The sequence below is a fragment of the Mycobacterium sp. NTMscope_MAC_12 genome, from assembly GCF_976985675.1.
In genome coordinates, this window is sequence record NZ_CDRJYY010000001.1 from 2,295,096 (window position 1) to 2,313,447 (window position 18,352).

General features: G+C 68.0%; 17 protein-coding genes and 1 pseudogene. 11 read left to right on the forward strand and 7 right to left on the reverse strand.

Annotated features, from left to right (window positions below; translation table 11 throughout):
* The first annotated feature begins 60 nt into the window (after positions 1 to 60).
* From AC0KS4_RS10525 to AC0KS4_RS10535, 3 genes are all read left to right on the forward strand, one after another.
* A complete protein-coding gene (locus AC0KS4_RS10525; RefSeq protein ID WP_238955804.1) occupies positions 61 to 1,083 on the forward strand; it encodes a YhjD/YihY/BrkB family envelope integrity protein in 1,023 nt (340 codons plus the stop codon).
* Positions 1,084 to 1,142: 59 nt separating this feature from the next.
* On the forward strand, positions 1,143 to 1,916 hold the full coding sequence (locus AC0KS4_RS10530) for an enoyl-CoA hydratase/isomerase family protein (protein WP_225328890.1): 774 nt from the start codon (positions 1,143 to 1,145) through the stop codon (positions 1,914 to 1,916).
* Positions 1,917 to 1,983: 67 nt separating this feature from the next.
* A complete protein-coding gene (locus AC0KS4_RS10535) occupies positions 1,984 to 2,646 on the forward strand; it encodes a cutinase family protein (protein ID WP_238955805.1) in 663 nt (220 codons plus the stop codon).
* Between the two features lie 7 nt (positions 2,647 to 2,653).
* Here the strand turns inward: AC0KS4_RS10535 and AC0KS4_RS10540 are convergent, their stop codons facing one another.
* Both AC0KS4_RS10540 and AC0KS4_RS10545 read right to left on the reverse strand, forming a co-directional pair.
* Entirely contained in the window at positions 2,654 to 3,328 is a 675-nt protein-coding gene (locus AC0KS4_RS10540; protein ID WP_238955806.1) for an IF2 family translation initiation factor, read from the reverse strand.
* Between the two features lie 26 nt (positions 3,329 to 3,354).
* Positions 3,355 to 3,912 carry a CsbD family protein gene (locus AC0KS4_RS10545; RefSeq protein WP_238955807.1) on the reverse strand — a complete coding sequence of 186 codons (558 nt, stop codon included), beginning with the start codon at positions 3,910 to 3,912 and terminating at the stop codon, positions 3,355 to 3,357.
* A 323-nt stretch (positions 3,913 to 4,235) separates the two neighbouring features.
* On the opposite strand from AC0KS4_RS10545, the gene AC0KS4_RS10550 reads away from it, so the two are divergent.
* From AC0KS4_RS10550 to AC0KS4_RS10560, 3 genes and pseudogenes are all read left to right on the forward strand, one after another.
* Complete coding sequence (locus AC0KS4_RS10550; protein ID WP_238955808.1) at positions 4,236 to 5,252, forward strand: zinc-dependent alcohol dehydrogenase family protein; 1,017 nt, start codon at positions 4,236 to 4,238, stop codon at positions 5,250 to 5,252.
* Positions 5,253 to 5,297: 45 nt separating this feature from the next.
* The gene (locus AC0KS4_RS10555; protein ID WP_225328885.1) at positions 5,298 to 5,552 is read left to right on the forward strand and encodes a hypothetical protein; all 255 of its coding nucleotides are present in this window, start codon (positions 5,298 to 5,300) and stop codon (positions 5,550 to 5,552) included.
* 80 nt (positions 5,553 to 5,632) lie between these two features.
* Positions 5,633 to 5,791 (forward strand): annotated as a pseudogene (locus AC0KS4_RS10560) (glutathione-dependent formaldehyde dehydrogenase); the annotation flags it as partial.
* Between the two features lie 83 nt (positions 5,792 to 5,874).
* On the opposite strand, the gene AC0KS4_RS10565 reads toward AC0KS4_RS10560, so the two are convergent.
* Both AC0KS4_RS10565 and AC0KS4_RS10570 read right to left on the reverse strand, forming a co-directional pair.
* On the reverse strand, positions 5,875 to 6,720 hold the full coding sequence (locus AC0KS4_RS10565; protein ID WP_238955809.1) for an MOSC domain-containing protein: 846 nt from the start codon (positions 6,718 to 6,720) through the stop codon (positions 5,875 to 5,877).
* A 99-nt stretch (positions 6,721 to 6,819) separates the two neighbouring features.
* A complete protein-coding gene (locus AC0KS4_RS10570) occupies positions 6,820 to 8,196 on the reverse strand; it encodes a PPE family protein, SVP subgroup (RefSeq protein WP_238955810.1) in 1,377 nt (458 codons plus the stop codon).
* Positions 8,197 to 8,657: 461 nt separating this feature from the next.
* Here AC0KS4_RS10570 and AC0KS4_RS10575 point away from each other — a divergent pair, with 461 nt between their 5' ends.
* Both AC0KS4_RS10575 and AC0KS4_RS10580 read left to right on the forward strand, forming a co-directional pair.
* Positions 8,658 to 9,839, forward strand: coding sequence for a glycosyltransferase (locus AC0KS4_RS10575; protein ID WP_238955811.1), 1,182 nt, complete (start codon positions 8,658 to 8,660; stop codon positions 9,837 to 9,839).
* A gap of 49 nt (positions 9,840 to 9,888) precedes the next feature.
* Positions 9,889 to 10,935 (forward strand): class I SAM-dependent methyltransferase, encoded by a 1,047-nt coding sequence (locus tag AC0KS4_RS10580; protein ID WP_238955812.1) that lies wholly within the window; start codon positions 9,889 to 9,891, stop codon positions 10,933 to 10,935.
* Between the two features lie 13 nt (positions 10,936 to 10,948).
* Here the strand turns inward: AC0KS4_RS10580 and AC0KS4_RS10585 are convergent, their stop codons facing one another.
* Together AC0KS4_RS10585 and AC0KS4_RS10590 are read right to left on the reverse strand one after the other, a co-directional pair.
* A complete protein-coding gene (locus AC0KS4_RS10585) occupies positions 10,949 to 12,439 on the reverse strand; it encodes an FAD-dependent oxidoreductase (protein WP_238955813.1) in 1,491 nt (496 codons plus the stop codon).
* 60 nt (positions 12,440 to 12,499) lie between these two features.
* On the reverse strand, positions 12,500 to 13,252 hold the full coding sequence (locus tag AC0KS4_RS10590; protein ID WP_238955814.1) for a hypothetical protein: 753 nt from the start codon (positions 13,250 to 13,252) through the stop codon (positions 12,500 to 12,502).
* 99 nt (positions 13,253 to 13,351) lie between these two features.
* On the opposite strand from AC0KS4_RS10590, the gene AC0KS4_RS10595 reads away from it, so the two are divergent.
* From AC0KS4_RS10595 to katG, 3 genes are all read left to right on the forward strand, one after another.
* Positions 13,352 to 14,578, forward strand: coding sequence for a L,D-transpeptidase (locus tag AC0KS4_RS10595; protein ID WP_238955815.1), 1,227 nt, complete (start codon positions 13,352 to 13,354; stop codon positions 14,576 to 14,578).
* A gap of 111 nt (positions 14,579 to 14,689) precedes the next feature.
* Positions 14,690 to 15,130: a Fur family transcriptional regulator gene (locus AC0KS4_RS10600; protein ID WP_238955816.1), complete on the forward strand. Its 441-nt coding sequence runs from the start codon at positions 14,690 to 14,692 to the stop codon at positions 15,128 to 15,130.
* A 50-nt stretch (positions 15,131 to 15,180) separates the two neighbouring features.
* Positions 15,181 to 17,421 (forward strand): catalase/peroxidase HPI, encoded by a 2,241-nt coding sequence (gene katG / locus AC0KS4_RS10605; RefSeq protein WP_225329289.1) that lies wholly within the window; start codon positions 15,181 to 15,183, stop codon positions 17,419 to 17,421.
* A 123-nt stretch (positions 17,422 to 17,544) separates the two neighbouring features.
* Here katG and AC0KS4_RS10610 read toward each other — a convergent pair whose 3' ends face one another.
* Complete coding sequence (locus AC0KS4_RS10610) at positions 17,545 to 18,348, reverse strand: DUF1906 domain-containing protein (RefSeq protein ID WP_238955817.1); 804 nt, start codon at positions 18,346 to 18,348, stop codon at positions 17,545 to 17,547.
* Positions 18,349 to 18,352: the final 4 nt, after the last annotated feature.

An 18,352-nucleotide genomic window follows, 5' to 3' on the forward strand; every position in this document is an offset into this window, starting at 1 on the left:
AATTCGGGTATGACCTCGCGAGCGAATTGTTGTGGGCTTGTGCGGGGGACGTGATCGGCGATGGTCGGTTGGTTAGACGAGCTGCAGCGGCGGAATCGAACCGTCGGCGTGATCGTCGCCGTCATCTACAAATACAACGACGACCAAGGCGGTTACCTCGCCGCACTGCTCACCTACTACGGCCTGGTATCCCTGTTCCCGCTGCTGTTGCTGCTGACCACCGCGCTGGGAGTGGTGCTGGCCGGCCGACCCGATCTACAGGCGCAGGTGCTGCACAGCACGCTGAGCCAGTTCCCGGTCCTCGGCAGCCAGCTGCATCACCCGGAGGGGCTCAGCGGGGGCACGGTGGGCGTAGTCGTGGGCCTGCTCGGGGCGCTCTACGGCGGGCTGGGCGTGGGACAGGCGCTGCAGAACGCGATGGATTCGGTGTGGGCGGTCCCGAAGCACAAGCGGCCCAACCCCATTCGGTCCCGGTTGCGGAGCGCCCTGCTGCTGTTGGTGCTCGGTTCGGCGGCCATCGCAGCCACCGTGTTGGCCGCGGCCGGACACGCCGCCGGCGCCGTCGGCATCGCCGAAACCGTCGGCCTCGCACTCGCCGCCGTCGCGATCAACGCGTTGATCTGCCTGGTAGCTTTCCGCGTGACAACCGCGCGGGCACTGACCTACCGGCAGGTGTTGCCCGGCGCGGTCGCCGCGGCCTTGATTTGGCAGATGCTGCAGTGGTTCGGGGCGGGCTACGTTGCGCACACCGTGAAGCGGGCCAGCGCGACCAACAGTGTGTTCGCACTGGTGTTGGGGGCGTTGGCCTTTCTGTTCCTCGCGTCGGTGGCGCTGGTGCTGTGCGCCGAGGTGAACGTCGTCTTGGTGGACAAGCTGTACCCGCGCGCGCTGCTCAGCGCGTTCAGCGACGACGCGGACCTCACACCGGCCGACCGCAGGACCTACACCAAGAAAGTCAAGGCCGAACGCGTCAAGGCCTTCGAGCGTGTCAGCGTGCGGTTCGATGACGTCAAGCGGATGCCCGCGAAGGCCATTGGGCGCCTTGGGGTTTCCGACGACTCCCACCACTCCCGCGCGCCATGAGGACGGTTCGCCCCCGGCTGATGGCGTGCTCGCTGTGCCCGGCGCAATAGTCTGCAGTCATGAGCCTGGTCACCTATGAGCTGCACGATCACGTCGCCACCATCACCCTGAATCGCCCGGAGGCGCGCAACGCCATCAACGGCGCGCTGCGCCAGGACCTCAACGCCGCCTGGGATCGTTTCCGCGACGACCTGGACGCCTGGGTCGGGATCCTGACGGCCAACGGCAGCGTTTTCTGCGCCGGCGGCGACCTCAAGGACGGCGAGGGCTCCGTCGGCACGTTCGGCGGCACCTTCTGGGAGAAACCGACAATCAACTCGTTCGAGAGCGGCATGGAACTCTTCAAGCCGACCATCGCCGCCGTGCACGGTCCCTGCATCGGCTACGGCGTGACCGGCGTGTTGTTCTGTGACTTCGTCATCGCCAGCACCGAGGCCACCTTCTGTTTCCCCGAGGTCTCGATCGGGGTGCCCACCATCGTCGGGGCGATCCGGCTGCCGCAGCGGGTGGGCTGGGCCAACGCCATGGAACTGCTGCTGACCGGGAAACCGATGAGCGCCGAGCGGGCGAAAGAGGTCGGCCTGGTCTGGAGACTCGTCGAGCCCGACCAACTGCAGGCCGAAGCGCAGGCCTGGGCCCGCACCCTCACCGAGGCCGCGCCCTTGGCCCAGCGGGCGACCAAGGAGGTGGCCTGGCGGACCGCGGACATGGGCTGGATCGAGTCGGTGCGCTTCGGGGAGACCATGCGCAAGGTGGCCGGCGCGACCGAAGACGTGGCGGAGGGTCTGCGGGCGTGGGGTGAGAAACGCAAACCGCAGTGGCGTGGCCGCTGACGCGTCACGGATCCCGCAGAACCGGCCACCGCCACCGTCGGGGCGGAGCATGTGTCAGGATTCGGGGATGAATGCACGCAGACTTGCTCGCTTCGTTGGTATCTCGATGGTGACGGCGTGGGCGGCGCTGAGTGCACCCATCGGTGCTCCTACCGCGGCCGCCGATCCATGCTCGGACGTCTCGGTGGTCTTCGCCCGCGGCACCCACCAGGAGCCCGGCCTCGGCAACATCGGCCAGGCATTCGTCGACTCGCTCACGTCGCAGCTCGGCGGACGGTCCGTCGACGTCTACGCCGTCAACTACCCGGCCAACGACGACTACCACAACAGCGCGAACGCCGGCGCCAATGACGCGAGCGCTCACATCCAGGACACCGTGGCCAACTGCCCGAACTCCCGGATCGTGCTCGGCGGATACTCGCAGGGCTCGACGGTGATCGACCTCGCCACCAACTCGCTGCCCGCCTCGGCGGCCGATCATGTGACCGCCGTCGCCCTCTTCGGCGAACCCACCAGCGGCTTCTCCACCATGTTGTGGGGCGGCCAACCGCTCCCGACGATCAATCCGGCCTACGGCGCCAAGACCATCAGCCTGTGCGCCCCCGATGACCCGATCTGCTCCGGCGGCGGCAACATCATGGCGCACGTGTCCTACATCGACGCCGGGATGACCGCCCAGGCCGCGACGTTCGCGGCCGACAAGGTCAACCAAACTGCGCCGCGCACCTGAGCCGCGGTCAGTCGTTCGCCCGCTGCTCCTGCCGTTCTTGCTTTTCGGCGGCCGCCAATTCCGCGACACGATCCGCTTCGGCGCGCTTGTCGGCGGCCTCGCCTAGCTTGTCCTCGGCCTCATCGAGTTTGGCGGCGGAAGCCTTGGACGCGGCGCGCTCGGCGGCCTGAGTCCTGTTCTCCACCTGTCGTTTGGCCGATTCGACCGCGTCCTTCTGCTTGGTGGCCACCTCGTCGACGCGCTGCTTCGCCGAGGCGCTCTTCTTCTGGGCCGACTGTGCCGCTTGCCTTTTGCGGTCCTCGGCGGCGTTGCGCGCCTGCGCGATCTCCTGAGCCGTTGCCGCCTGCGCTTCCTGACGTTCCTCGATCGCCTCGTCACGAGCAGCCGTCAACTTCGCGTCGGCCTCCTTCTTCCTGACCGCGGCGGTCGCGTCCAGCTGCGCGGCACGTCCCAGCGCGTCGCTGCGTTCGACGAGCGCTGTTCCCCGCTCGACCAGCTGCGGGTCGCCGAGCGCATTCCCGACCGTGCTGTCAAGCATGCCGAGCGAGCGCTCATAGAGCAGTCGCGCACGCGCTTCCGCCGGGATCCGGGTGACGACCCGATCCTCGATCAACTGCAAGGGGAACCGGGCGAGTTGGTAGTGAAACCGCAGAACTGCCAACGGGGCGTCGGATATCTTCATCATCTTCTCCTGTACGTGGCCCGCCCTCAGGGCAGGTCGGCTTCGTCGGACACGTTCCGGGCATGGTGGCGAAGGCGATCGGCCTCCGCTTTTTCGTTGGCGGCCACCTGCACCGAGGTTTGATGCTGGGCGGCGGCATCGACGACGTCCTGCGTCGCCTCACCGATTTCCTCTCGCTCGTCGGCCCGGGCCCGCTGTATCTGCTGCTGTGCGTCGAGCTCAGCCCGAGTTTGTTCCGAGGCGGCGCTTCGTTGCGCTGCCTGGTCGGCCGCGCGCTTCTGAGCGGCCTGTCGGGCTTCGATCGAGTCCTCCGCGGCAACCGCGTGGGCGTTCGCCGCCAGGCGTTGCTGGGCGCCGTCCGCCTTCGCTTCGGCCGCGTCATCCCGCGCTTGCTGGGCCTGGGCCTCGGCGACCGCCTCGGTTGCGTTCGCTTCTTTGCGCTCGTGCGCCTGCGTCTGCTCGAGCTGCCCTTCGGCGGTCAGCGAATCATTGCCCGTGACGGCGCCGACGACCTCTTTGGCTTTGCCTTTGACCGAATCGATCAGGCCCCTACGCGCTTCGTCGGCCTTGTTGTGCTTACTCATCGAAATCTCCTTGAGGCGTTGGCCAAGAACGTTCGTTCACGCATGGGGATTCCACGGACCCGGCCGATCAAACACGACGTGAACTGGGTCACTGATCGCCAGGACGTCATCGCCGCGGTCGGCGGTCGTGAATCGGTAACTGCCTCAACATCTTTCGCCGCAAAGGCTCCTTGCCGTGCGCGAAAGACGGGCGTGGCGTTACCCTTGCCGGCATGGCCATCGAGTCCAACTCGACGGATGCGGAACATCAATGGCGTCCAGGCGCGGTTGAAACCCATCGATTTGGGTAGGTCGGCCGCCACCGCCGCGAGAGGGAAGGCATTATGCGAGGAGCTGTCATTTACGGCGCCGGCGATGTCCGTTTCGAGGACATCCCGGATCCCGAGATCGTCGCCCCGACCGACGCCATCGTCCGCACCACCGCCACCTGCGTCTGCGGCTCGGATCTCTGGGACTACCGCGGCATCAACCCCGTTCCCGAGCCCAAGCCGTTCGGTCACGAATACTGCGGCGTCGTCGAAGCCGTTGGTAGCGAGGTCACCTCGGTCAAGCCCGGCGAGTTCGTCATCGGATCCTTTTTCGCGTCCGACGGCACCTGTCCGAACTGCCGCAACGGAGTTCAAACCTCGTGTGTGCATGGGGTGCTGATGAGCGGTTGCCAAGCGGAGTTGGTGCGCATCCCGATGGCCGACGGCAGCCTGGTCGCACTCCCCGACCAACCCGACCAGGACTCGATTCCGGACCTACTGACCTTGTCGGACGTGATGGGGACCGGGTGGTTCGCCGCCGAAGCGGCCAACGTCGCTCCCGGCATGACGGTGGCCGTCGTCGGTGACGGCGCGGTCGGATTGTGCGCGGTGCTGGCCGCCCGCGAAAAGGGCGCCGAGCGGATCATCGCGATGAGCCGCCACGAGCCCCGACAGAAGCTGGCGCGCGAGTTCGGCGCCACCGACATCGTCACCGAGCGCGGCGACGACGGTGTCGCCGTCATCAAGGACATGACCGAAGGCGTCGGCGCCGACGCCGTGCTGGAATGCGTGGGCACCGGCCAATCCATGCAGCAAGCCATCCAATCCGCCCGCCCCGGCGCCTTCGTCGGATTCGTGGGCGTCCCCCACGACGTCAGCATCACCGGCGAGCAACTCTTCAGGACGCAGGTCGGGCTCCGCGGTGGTCCCGCCCCGGTCCGGCACTTCCTGCCCGACCTGATCGAGTCGGTGCTCGACGGGCGCATCAATCCCGGCAAGGTTTTCGACCTGCGCCTGCCCCTTGAACAAGTCGCCGAGGCCTACCGGGCCATGGATGAGCGGCGTGCGATCAAGGCATTCCTGCAGCCCTGACCTGGCCTCGGCGGCGGCGGACGGACATCGGCTACGGTCGACGGTATGTCCAAAGCCTCCGGTAACGACCTCATCGACGACGTCACCCCTGGCGACATCATCGCCGTTGACCGCGGCTCCGGTGCACAGCCCTACAAAGTCGTGTTCAAAGACTCCACCGATGCGGGATACCTCGTCACGCTGGAAAGCGACAGCGGGGAGACCTTTCAGCTCGACGTGGCCGCCGGCACCGCGGTGGAAAGGTCCCTCGAGGCGAAGTGGGAGTCCGCGCAAAGCCCCACACCGAACTCGGAAAACTAAGGACACCCCGGGCGACCGCGAGACATGAACGCGGTGGTCCACACGGAAAGTGTTGGCCCGCCGGCCATTCGGTGATCAACTACATAACCCGGCTTTTCGACTACGTCGAGCAGGGCGACCTCGACCCGGCGAAACTGATCACCCACGACGTGCCGCTCGACGAGGGCGTACGGGCCTACGACTTGTTCAAGAACAAGAAGGACAACTGCATCCGGGTGGCGATGCGGCCAGGAGTGTGACCGTCGCCGGCTGGCGCGAGCTGGCCGAGCAAGCCGAAGAACTCGACACGGCGTTGCGCAATCTGGGTGGGCGACGGCCGTGGCTACGGCTGGATGCTGACCGGATCCCCCACGCGGATAACGCCTTTGGTGACCACCGAGAGGTAGGCGCCCGCGCAGGCCTGCGCCCCGTGACCGCCCGTGTTCAACCGGTTTTCCTTCGCGGGGATGCGAAGCGCCTGCGGGGCCCGCGGCAGCGCGCCGTGTTCGAGCGTGGGAACCACGCACCGGGAGGTGGCGGTCAGCACCCGCAGTCGCGCCTCACCGACGGTGATATCGCTTCCGACCCAGTCGTTTTCGGCGTACGGCGGATAGTCCGGCGGTGTCGCGATCACCAGATTCGGCCGGTACCGCAGAGCCTCCACACCGATGTGCTCGAGGGTTGCCGTCGTGATCGCGTGCAGTGGGGCTTCGTCGGTGAACGAGTCCCCCGGGGTGGCCTGGGCGATCCGCAGGATACGGCCGTCGACCTCGGCGTCGAGACCGAGTTCGAGCAGTTTCTCCGGATCGGGGCGGACCAGCGTCGCCCCCTCGGGCCGCTGGGCCACGAGTTGGACCGGTCGTCCGGTCAATCGGGAGATCAGCTCGTCGACACCGGGGTCGTCGAAGGCCACGTTCGTCCCGTCGGGCAGCCTGATGCTCACGCCCTCGGCGCCCGCGTGGGCGGTGCACGTCAAGAGGTTCCGCCAGAGCCGTGGATTCTTGGCGCTGGCCACGTGGCCGGTTTCGCCGTCCACGAGTGCCAGCCGCCGGTCGCCCTCGGCACCACGCTCGTCGACCGACAGGGCATCGAGCGTTTCGCCGAGCATGGACTTCACCGGGTAGCGGAGCAACGCCGCCACGCGCATCTGCACGGCACCGGGGCCGTGGCCGGCCGACGACTTCTCCATAGGCACCTTCACTCGAGCGTCACTGCCCACTGTGCCTCAAACCGGAGCGCGTCACCACTGATCTATACGCGCGGGCGGCAAGGGCGATGGTCGGTCGGATCAGCCAGGAAGCAGGCGCTTTTTCTGCTCTTCGAATTCCTGCTGCGTCAGGATTCCGGCGTCGCGCAGCGACGCCAGCTCGCGCAGCTCGGCGGCGATGCTCGTGATCGGTCCCCCCGCCGACACCTGAGGGGTCGTTGCGGATTCGTCCGTCTTGTCTTTCTTCTTCGGGTCGCGCCCGGCCTTCGCCGTCTCGGCCCGGCTTCGCTCCCGACCCATCGCGCTCGTGCCGGCCATCGCGCGCCCGGCCATGCTCGCCACCGCCATCTCGCCGAACAGACTTCCGGTGCCGCTGGGGGCGGCTGCGGCGGCGGCTTCAGCGGCGGCGCCGGCGCTGGTCGCCGGCAACGCCAGGGCGGCCGGCCGTATCGCCGGGGCGGCGGCCGTCCACCCGGGCGGTACCGACAGGCCGCCGACGGTGTTGGCCTCACCGAGCCCCGCTGACGCCAGAGTTCCGAATCCACCCGCCGGGTTCGTGATGACGGGGAATGGCGATGGCGGAACCGCGCCCATCCCCGGGAAGGACTGCACCCCGGCCCAGCCGCTGACGATGTCATCGGTGTGGAAACCGGTCAGGGCACCGGCGATGTCGTAGGGAAGGGCAATCGTAGCCGCGGGTGCATCGACAAAGAACGTGACCAAGCTGCCCGGCGCATCCAGAAAATACGTGATGAGGTCGGCACCCACGTCCAGGGCTTCCACCGGCGACGGGTCGATGGCGCCTGGAGTCACCGCGGCTCTGGTCAACATGTTGGGTACCGCCGAGAACGGTTGCTGGGCAACCGCGTTGCGTGTGCTCCCGGCGGCGGTGCCGGTGGCCTGGGCTACGGCTCCGGATTGGTCGGCCCCGGGGTTGGTGGTCTGATCCGGCTGGACGAACGGTGTCAGCGTGGTCGCCGACGCCGTGGAACCCGCGTAGCCGAACATCGCCGCGGTGTCACGCGCCCACATCTCCGCATACTCGGTCTCGGTGGTGGCGATCGCCGGCGTGTTCTGCCCGAGGAAGTTCGTCGCGACGAGGGACGCCAGCAGGGTGCGGTTCGCCGTGATCACGGGGGGCGGCACCGTCTGGGCGAAGGCCGTCTCGTAGGCGAACGCCGCGGCCCGGGCCTTGGTGGCGGTTTCTTCGGCCTGGGCGCCGGTGGTCCGCATCCACTCCAGATAGGGGGCGATCGCCGCGGTCATGGTCGCTGCCGACGGGCCGACCCACGGGCCGGAGGTGAGGGCGGTGATCTCCGCCTGGTAGGAGTCCGCCGTCGACTGCAGCGCGGCGGCCAATTCGTCCCAGGCCATGGCGGCGGCCAGCATGGGTCCCGACCCCGGACCGGCGTACATCCGCGCGGAGTTGACCTCCGGCGGTAGTACTGCGAAGTCCACGTTCTCCTCCGATCGCTCTCATGGCCGCGAGGGCATCGACGGCTCCGGTGCGCGTCGTATGGGGGTAGCCAGCCGAACAGCAAACAAATCGCAATCCTTCGGGCAGTGCCGGTACCGCGAAGAAAGGCGACCTAATGAGACCGTCCCGACTGCTGAGGGGTCGGCCTCACACGTTTGCAGGTGTGGCCCAACGTTAACGAATACAGCGAAGTTGTTGCGATGGGTTAACGATAGGTTACCGGCGCATGACTCAGGAAACTCACAAGGGTTATCCGCGTGGTGCGCAAATCCTTTTCAGCCCGTTCTCAGTGGGACGCGAGGGTTTCGTCCATCGGCCCGGCGCGGCCCGTATCTCCCGAGCGGCGATAAAAGCGGTGGTCAGACGGCTGTCTCATGCCCAGCGGGTTAGGCGTCGACGGTTCTGCTTGGATTTGTGGCACCACCGTGAGCGAGGTCCTTTCATGAAATGTGTGCTGGCCGCCTACGGCAGTCGCGGCGACGTCGAACCCTGCGCCGCCGTCGCGCGGGAGCTGCAACACCGGGGCCACGACGTCGTGATCGCGGTGCCGCCCGACAAGCTCGCCTTGGCCGAGTCGGCCGGGCTGGCCGCGGTCGCCTACGGGCCCGACAGCCGCGAGCAGCTCGATACGGCCACCGACTTCGTCCGCAACGTCCAGGAGCCGATCGGCGTCTTGCCCCAACTCATCGAACGTGTCACCCAGATCTGGACGGAAAAGAGCGAGACGCTGGCCTCGCTGGCAGCCGATGCCGGCCTCCTGGTGGCGGGCATGAACGAGCAGCGGCTCGCCGCCAACGTCGCTGAGCGCTTCGGCATTCCGCTGGCCGCGCTGCACTTCTTCCCCGCCGACGCCCTGGAGCTCGGCTGGTTACAGTCCCACGTCACGAGCGCGGCCGAAGCCGCACAACGTACAGCGCTCGGTTTGCCCGCGGCAGCCGCACCGTCGACAGGGCCGACGCTCGAGGTGCAAACCTATGACGAGCTGTGCGTGCCCGAGCTGGCAAAGCGGTGGGCCACCCCGCAGTACCGACGGCCGTTCGTCGGTTCCCTGACGCTGGGCATGCCCGGCGATGCCGACGACGAGGTGTTGTCCTGGATCGCCGGCGGGGCCCCGCCCATCTACTTCGGGTTCGGTAGCACCCCCGTCACCTCCCCCGCCGAAACGGTCGCCGTCATCAGCGCGGCCTGTGCGCGCCTGGGCGAGCGGGCGTTGATCTGCAGCGGCCCAAACGATTTCACCCGCATCCCGCCGTCTGATCACGTCAAGATCGTGGAGGCGGTGAATCACGCCGCCGTCTTTCCGGCCTGCCGCGCGATCGCGCACCACGGGGGGGCCGGCACCACCGCCGCGGGTTTGCGGGCCGGAGTGCCCATGCTGATTCTGTGGCTCTGGCTCGATCAGCCGATGTGGGCCGAGGCCGTCAGCGCATTGGAAGTCGGCGTAGCGCGGGCGTTCTCAGAGTCCACCCTGGACTCACTGGCCGCGGACCTGCGCTGCGTGCTCGACGCGCGCTATCTCGGCCGAGCCCGCGAGGTCGCCACCCAAATGACAAAACCCGCCCAGAGCGTTGCCCGCGCCGCCGATCTCCTCGAAGACGCCGCCCGCACGGCGCGGCCGGACTGACCGGCGCAGGCCAGTGGTGCAAAGCCGCCATGTCGTGTAGAAGGTTCTGGTGCAGGAACCGCCGGATGGATCATTCGATCCGTTGATGCTGCGCGAAGCGCTCATCCGGCGGATGTATCGCCGGTCGTCGGCCGAGGGCCAGATCAGGGTGCCGGCCGTGCCGGGCCTGATCGACGAGTACGTGCAATTGTGCGGCAACGTCTGCGCCACGCTGGGCGTCTGGTACACCCCCGAACAGTCCGCGCAGCTGCGGGCCGCGCTGGAAGTCGAGTTGGCGAAGGCGTTCAAGGCCTCCCCCCGCTCCGACGTGGTCATCGCCTACCACTCCCCGTTCGGGTCGGGCGGCGTGAACTTCCGCGTCCAAGCCGACGCGCGGACGATCGAGGCCGACTACGAGCAGTGGGTTGCCGCGCGCCCGCCGCCGCTGTTCGGCACCGAGCCGGACGCGCGGGTGCTGGATCTCGCCGCGCAAGCGGCCGACCCCACCGCCTTTCGGGTGCTCGACGTCGGCGCGGGCACCGGACGCAACGCCCTGGCCCTGGCCCGCCGCGGTCACCCGGTTGATGCGGTGGAGATGACCCCGAAGTTCGCCGACGTCATGCGCGCGGAAGCCGACAGTGCAGCGCTGCGCGTGAACGTCATCCAAAGCGACGTGTTCACGGCGATGGAGGGTGCGCACGCGGACTACCACCTGATGGTGCTCTCGGAGGTGGTACCCGACTTCCGAACTCCGCACGAGTTGCGCGGCATGTTCGAGCTCGCCGCGGAATGTCTGGCGCCGGGTGGGCACCTGGTCTTCAACACCTTCCTGGCCCGTGAGGGCTACGCGCCCGACGCCGCCGCGGTGCAACTCAGCCAACAGTGCAACAGCATGATCTTCACCCGAGACGAGGTGAAAGACGCGGCGGCCGGGCTGCCTCTCGAGCCCGTTGCCGACGACTCCGCCTACGCATACGAGAAGGCGCGGTTGCCCGCCGAGGCGTGGCCGCCCACGGGGTGGTTCGAGGGATGGGCCACCGGCATCGACGTGTTCGACGTCGAGCGAGACGACTGCCCGATCGAGCTGCGCTGGCTCGTCTTTGCGAAGACCGGCTGAGATCGGTTGCGGCCTATGCGGTCAGGTCGCGCGTAGCCGGACCTTCCAACAAGGTGCCGTCGGGCGCGAAGCGCGACCCGTGCAGCGGGCATTCCCACGCCTTGTCGGCGTCGTTCCAGTTCACGATCCCACCGAGGTGTGGGCACACCGGTGAGACGCGGTGCTCGACACCGTCGACGCGGCAGCGGGCTTCCAGGTGCCACGGCGGACCGCTCACCACGCCGCCTTCCCCGTCGACGGGGCTGCGGCGCCCGATGCGTGTCGCCGGGGTGATCCAGCCCTTGGTCAAGTTGAAGCCGACCTCGAGGTTGGCCTGCAGGGCCGTCGCCAAGCCCGTCAGCTCGTGCGGGCTCCAGCTGGCGAACGCGCGGGCCCAGTCCATCCGCCCGCCCAGCATCCGGCTCGACAGCGCCAAGGCGGCCGCGGCCCCGTTGGTCATGCCCCATTTGTTGAAACCCGTTGCGACAAAGATGCTTTCGTTGTTCGGTAGGATGGGACCCACGTAGGGCAGATGGTCGATGGGCGTGTAGTCCTGCGCGGACCAGAAATGGGTTTGCACGGCGCCGGGATAGTGCTTGCGCGTCCACTCGGCCAGTTCGTCGAGCGCTTCGGACGGGCTCTTCTCGCGACCGACGGTGTGGCCGGCTCCCCCCACGATCAGCCGCTCGCCGTCCGCGACCGGCGCGTAGCGCACCGAACGTGTCGGCGAGTCGGTGGTGATCATCATCGGCCGGGTGATGTTGCCGGGGACCTTGAAGGCCAGGCAGTAAGACCGGCTGGGTTTGACCCGCGCGAAGTAGCCACCGCGATCCAGGATCGGGATCCCGGTGGCAAGCACCAGCTGGCCGGCCTGGAGTTCGACGTCCTGCTGGGCGGCGTCGTTGACGTGCACCCGCACCCCCTTGCCGCGCGAGGAGACTCGCCGCACCCGGGTGTGCTCGACCAGCCGCCCACCGCGATTGAGCAACTCGACGGCCAACGAGTCGAGGAAGGGCATGGGGTCGAACTGCGCCTGGTCGGGCAGCCGCACGCCGCCGTGATATTCGAACGGCAAGTCGGCATCGTCTTCCCACACCGCCGGCAGGCCGACCGCCTGGCACGCCTTGAGTTCGGCGCGCGCCGACGGCACACCCCGAGCCGACTGGGCGTAGGTGTAGGCATCCTCGCGCTGCACTGCCACCCCGTGCGCCTCGCAGTGGCCCAGCACCCATTCCTGTCCCTCGCGATTGCCGTCGACGTACGCGCGCGCCACATCCCTGCCGTGCCGCGGCAGCACCTTCGACAGCTGGCTACCTTGCAGCAGGCTGATTTTGGCGGTCGTGTTGCCGGTCGCACAGGCACCCACCGTGCGCGCCTCCAGCACCAGCACGTCCTTGCCCGCGCGGGCCAGCAGTACCGCCGTCATCAGGCCGGTGATGCCGGCGCCCACGACGATGACATCGGCGGATGCGGGGCCCCGGTCAAGCGGGCTTGCCGCCCAAGGCCGTTCGGTTCGGTCGGTCATCCACAAAGAAGTCACGGCTGTGCTGATACCCCAACCCGGCACGGGGAAACGCCGCGCGGCTCACCCCTGCGTCAACCGGGCTTTCGCCTCCTTAAGCGCGTCGGCGGCGGCTCGGCTGGCTTCCTTGGCCTTGTCGTAGTCGTGTTCGGCGCTGGCGAGTTCCCGCTCGGCTCTCCGCAGCGCCCTTGCGGCGTCGTCGCGGCGCTGCCGGGCCTCATCGCGCTGGGCTTCCCGCTCGGTCAACCGGTCGTCGGCCTCGGCTATCGCCCGTTCGGCGGCGGCGACGGCCGCGCCGAGCTTCTCGCCGCGCCGGCTCGGGGATTTCTTGCGCGACGATCCCGGCGCCGCGTCACCGAAGGCGCCGAAGCCCGACCACTGCTCGGGCCGGGTCAGCCGGCCCAGCCGCGCCCTCGCCTGCGGGTCGGCGATGGCGGCTTGCAGCGTGCTGGTCAGGTCTTCGCGCACGGACGCCGATGGCTGTTTCACATCGGCGACGTGTAGCGCGTCGCGAGTGAGTTCGTCGATCAGCGTGCGTTGCTCGGCCGACAGGTCGCGGATGCGTGCGCCGTCCATCGCGGCGTGCGCGGCTCGCAACCGCTCACCGAGGTCGGCCAGACGCTCCCGGGTGTCCTTGCGCCGCAGGGCCAGCCGGTTGACGATCCACGCCGCCGTCGTCGGTTTGTTGGCCGCCGAAATGCGTTGGGCGGCGTCGTCGTCACCGCGCTGCTTGGCCGCCGCGGTCAACCTGGCGCGCTCCGCCGTGAAATCCTTGGGCGGCACGTCATAGAGATCGTCGAGTTCGTCGTCGGCCATGAAGCCATGATCTCTCACGGCCCGGGCGACGGCCCGCATCCAAGGGCGCAGGGCACCCCACGTTTACGAGAGCGTTGCGGGGGTTATCAGGTGCACACCATGACAATCCGTTGGTCCCGCCGGCTGCTGCTGGCCGTGTTCGTAGTCGTCGGGGTGGTCGGCTCGATCCAGATCGCGGCGCGGGGTCATCACCCCGGAACCGCCGCGACGGCGCCCGGGCCGGCGCAAGTGACGTTCACCCCCGGCCCCGACGCGCACGATGTCGACCCCGTCGCCCCCGTCATGGTCAAAGCCGAGGTGGGCACCCTGGCCGGTGTCGACATGGTCAACGAGGCCGGCACCTCGGTCCAGGGCGTCATGACCCCGGACAACCTGGTGTGGAAGCCCACCGTCCCGTTGGGATACGGGCGCACATACACGCTGACGGTCACCAGCCGTGGCACCAATGGCGTTGCGGCCAAACAAGTCTCGACGTTCACTACCTTGCGACCGTCCAACCAGACCAAGGTGTCGTTCACCACCACGGCGGAGGCCCCGCTGCGCGACGGCGGCACCTACGGTGTCGGAACGGTGATCGTCGCGCACTTCGACGAGCAGATCGCCGACCGGGCCGCCGCCGAGCGACGCCTGGCCGTGACCACCACCCCGAAGGTCCAGGGGTCGTGGTTCTGGGTCGACGGCCAAAACGCGCACTGGCGACCGGAGCACTACTACGCCCCGGGTACGCAGATCACGGCCGAGGCGCAAGTCTACGGAATCGCCTTGGGCGACGGGCTATTCGGCCAAACCGACAGCCGGGTCTCGTTCCGGATCGGTGACGCGCACGTCTCCATCGCCGACGACGCCACCAAACAGGTCAGCGTCTTCAACAACGGAGCGTTGGTGCGCACGATGCCCACCAGCATGGGAATGGGCGGCACCGAAGATGTCGGCGGCCGCAAGATCTCGCTGTGGACCCCGCCGGGCGTCTACACCGTGCTCGGCAAGGGCAATCCCGTGGTCATGGACTCCTCGACGTTCGGGTTGCCCAAAAACTCCCGGCTCGGGTACCGCGAAACCATCAACTACGCCACCAAGATCAGCACGGACGGCATCTACCTGCATGAGCTCGAGGCGACGGTGTGGGCCCAGGGACATCGCGACACGTCGCACGGGTGCTTGAACCTCAACGCCGACAACGCGAAATGGTTCTACGACTTTTCGGTGCCCGGCGACGTGGTCGAGGTCCGCAACAGCGGCGGGCCGCCGCTGGCGCTGGAGCAAAACGGCGATTGGACGCTCAGCTGGGACCAGTGGCGCGAAGGCAGCGCGCTCAAGCCCACCTGACGCCGGCGCGCCGTGGCTGCAAAGTGACGCAGCCCATTGGTCACCCGAAATTGTGCTCCACTTCACAAGAAACTCTTGACTCGTTCCAGATAAGTGCGTCATATTGGTGCGGTGTCATCGACGGCCGATTACGCGGACAGGTTGCGGATGGCCGATCTGCGGGTCACCCGCCCCAGGGTTGCCGTGCTGCAAGTCGTGGACGCCAACCCGCACGCCGACACCGAGACGATCTTCTCCGCGGTCCGGATGGGGCTTCCCGATGTGTCGCGCCAGGCCGTCTACGACGTTCTGAACGCGCTGACCACCGTGGGTCTGGTCCGGCGCATCCAGCCGTTGGGCATGGTCGCGCGCTACGAGTCGCGGGTCGGCGACAACCATCATCACGTCGTGTGCCGGTCCTGCGGGATCATCGGCGACATCGACTGCGCCGTCGGGGAGGCGCCGTGCCTGACACCGTCCGACGACGACAACGTTCTTGATGGCTTCGTTCTCGACGAGGCCGAAGTCATCTACTGGGGCCTGTGCGCCGATTGCTCGACTGCAGGCTCCTAGATCACGCCCCGTGATCGCAGCCCGATTCACCCACCCTCGAAAGGAATGCTGTGTCATCTGATACATCCGGTAGCCGCCCACCCCAACCGGCCGGCGGGACGGCTAGCACGAGCGAGAGCGAAAACCCAGCAATCCCTTCACCGCAGCCGAAGGCCCACGCCCCGCTGACCAACCAGGACTGGTGGCCCGACCAGGTCGACGTCTCCAGGCTGCACCCGCACTCGCCGCAGTCCAACCCGCTCGGGGACGACTTCGACTACGCCGCGGAGTTCGCCAAGCTCGACGTCGACGAGCTCAAGGCCGACATGATCTCGCTGATGACCACGTCGCAGGACTGGTGGCCCGCCGATTACGGCCACTACGGCGGCCTGTTCATCCGCATGAGTTGGCACGCCGCGGGCACCTACCGCATTCACGACGGCCGCGGCGGCGCCGGCCAGGGCATGCAGCGTTTCGCCCCGCTGAACAGCTGGCCGGACAACGCCAGCCTGGATAAGGCCCGACGGCTGCTCTGGCCGATCAAGAAGAAGTACGGCAACAAACTCTCCTGGGCGGACCTGATCACCTTCGCCGGCAACGTGGCCCTGGAGTCGATGGGCTTCAAGACCTTCGGTTTCGGCTTCGGTCGCGAAGACGTCTGGGAGCCCGAAGAGATCCTCTGGGGAGAAGAGGAGGAATGGTTGGGCACCGACAAGCGCTACTCGGGTGAGCGCGATCTCGCGCAGCCCTACGGCGCGACGACCATGGGCCTGATCTACGTCAACCCCGAAGGCCCGGAGGGCAAGCCCGATCCGATCGCCGCGGCGATCGACATCCGCGAGACGTTCGGCCGGATGGCGATGAACGACGAGGAGACCGCCGCGCTCATCGTCGGGGGTCACAGCTTCGGCAAGACCCACGGCGCCGGCGACGCCGACCTGGTCGGTCCCGAGCCGGAGGCCGCCCCGATCGAACAGCAGGGGCTCGGGTGGAAGAGCTCGTATGGCACCGGTTCGGGCAAGGATGCGATCACCAGCGGCCTCGAGGTGGTCTGGACGCCCACCCCGACGAAGTGGGACAACAGCTTCCTCGAGACGCTGTACGGCTACGAATGGGAGCTGACCAAGAGCCCCGCCGGGGCGTGGCAGTTCACCGCCAAGGACGGTGCGGGAGCGGGCACGATCCCCGACCCGTTCGGCGGTGCGGGCCGCCCCCCGACGATGCTGGTCACCGACATCTCGTTGCGGGAGTCCCCGATCTACGCCGACATCACGCGGCGCTGGTTGGACCATCCCGAGGAGCTCGCCGACGCGTTCGCCAAGGCGTGGTACAAGCTGCTGCACCGCGACATGGGCCCGATCACCCGCTACCTGGGCCCGTGGGTCGCCGAGCCGCAGCTCTGGCAGGACCCCGTCCCCGCCGTCGACCACGAACTCGTCGACGACAACGACGTCGCGGCGCTGAAGAAAAAGGTGCTCGACTCCGGGCTGTCCATTCCGCAGCTCGTCAAAACGGCCTGGTCGGCGGCGGCGAGTTATCGCAACACCGACAAGCGCGGCGGAGCGAACGGCGGTCGGCTGCGCCTGCAGCCGCAGCGCAACTGGGAGGCCAACGAGCCCTCCGAGCTGGACAAGGTGCTGCCGGTGCTGGAAAAGATCCAGCAGGACTTCAACGCCTCGGCATCCGGCGGCAAGAAGATCTCGCTGGCCGACCTGATCGTGCTGGCGGGCTCGGCCGCCGTCGAAAAGGCCGCCAAGGACGCCGGCTACGAGATCTCGGTGCACTTCGCGCCGGGGCGTACCGACGCCTCGCAGGAGAGCACCGACGTGGAGTCGTTCGCGGTGCTCGAACCGCGGGCCGACGGGTTCCGCAACTACATCCGGCCGGGCGAGAAGGCTCCGCTGGAGCAGCTGCTGCTGGAGCGGGCGTACCTGTTGGGCGTGACCGGTCCGGAGATGACGGTGCTCGTCGGGGGCCTGCGTGCCCTCGGCGCCAACCACGGCGGCAGCAAGCACGGCGTGTTCACCGACAGGCCGGGCGCGTTGACCAACGACTTCTTCGTCAACCTGCTCGACATGGGCACCGAGTGGAAGGCGTCGGAGACCGCGGAGAACGTCTACGAGGGACACGACCGGGCTTCCGGCGCGCTCAAGTGGACCGCGACCGCGAATGACCTTGTCTTCGGCTCCAACTCGGTGCTGCGTGGACTGGTCGAGGTCTACGCCCAGGATGACGCCCACGGGAAGTTCGTCGAGGACTTCGTCGCGGCGTGGGTGAAGGTCATGAACAGCGACCGGTTCGACCTCAAGTAAAGGCCGGACAGCGAGCGGCACCCCGCGGGCCATCGGCGCGCGGGGTGCCGTTTCGAGTGTGGGGCTTGTGCACTGAAACGGGCCGCCGCTTTTCGTGCATGAGCCCCACGGTCGACGCGCGGATCAGCGGGCCAGATCCCATTGCCCATAATCGGCCGCGAGGACGGCGTCGACGTCCACGTTGATCCCGCCGAGCAGCGGGCCCGGGTTCGACGGGCTGTTGACGACGGCCTGATAGAGCACCGCCGCCGGTTCGCGCTCCCCGTGCGACCACGAACGCGTCTGCCACGCCCACCGGTGGCCCGGCGTGCTGGAACTCCCGATGACGCCGTCGCGGATGGCCCACACGCACGCCCTGGCATGCCCGTAGATGCCGGTACGAGCGACGCCCAGCACGGAGTTGATCCCCCGAAACCAGTCGACACCAACGCTATTCCAGGTGTTGTCGTCGATATCGTCGTCGATGCTGAAGAAGATCGGCGCCGAATCCGGTCCCCCGGCCGCGGCGTGCAGCCGCATCGCCGTCTGGGCGTCGGCCACGCCGCCGTCGTGCCCGCGGGTGCAGTCCGACGGGTCGGGCCAACCCGGCTTGCCGTACTGGAAGTTGCTGACGATCTGCAACCCCGCCGCGCGCAGCGAGTCCGCGTACTGGCGGGTAATGGGCTTCGCCTCGAAGTTCGCGCCGGGGCGCGACTCCGACACGTAATTGACCACCCCGCCGTATCCCGCGGCCTTGATCTCCTCCGGTGCGATCCTCTTCTCGGCGAAATCGATCAGCGTCAGACCGGCGGCCGCCGCTTGCGGCCCCTCGGCAATCGCGCCGACCGCGCCCACGCTCAGCAGGGCCGGGGCGAGCGCGTACTTCAGGACGTCGCGTCTGGAAACAGAGCGCGGCGTGTGTCCCGCCGGTGCAGCCGAATCCCGCACCGCG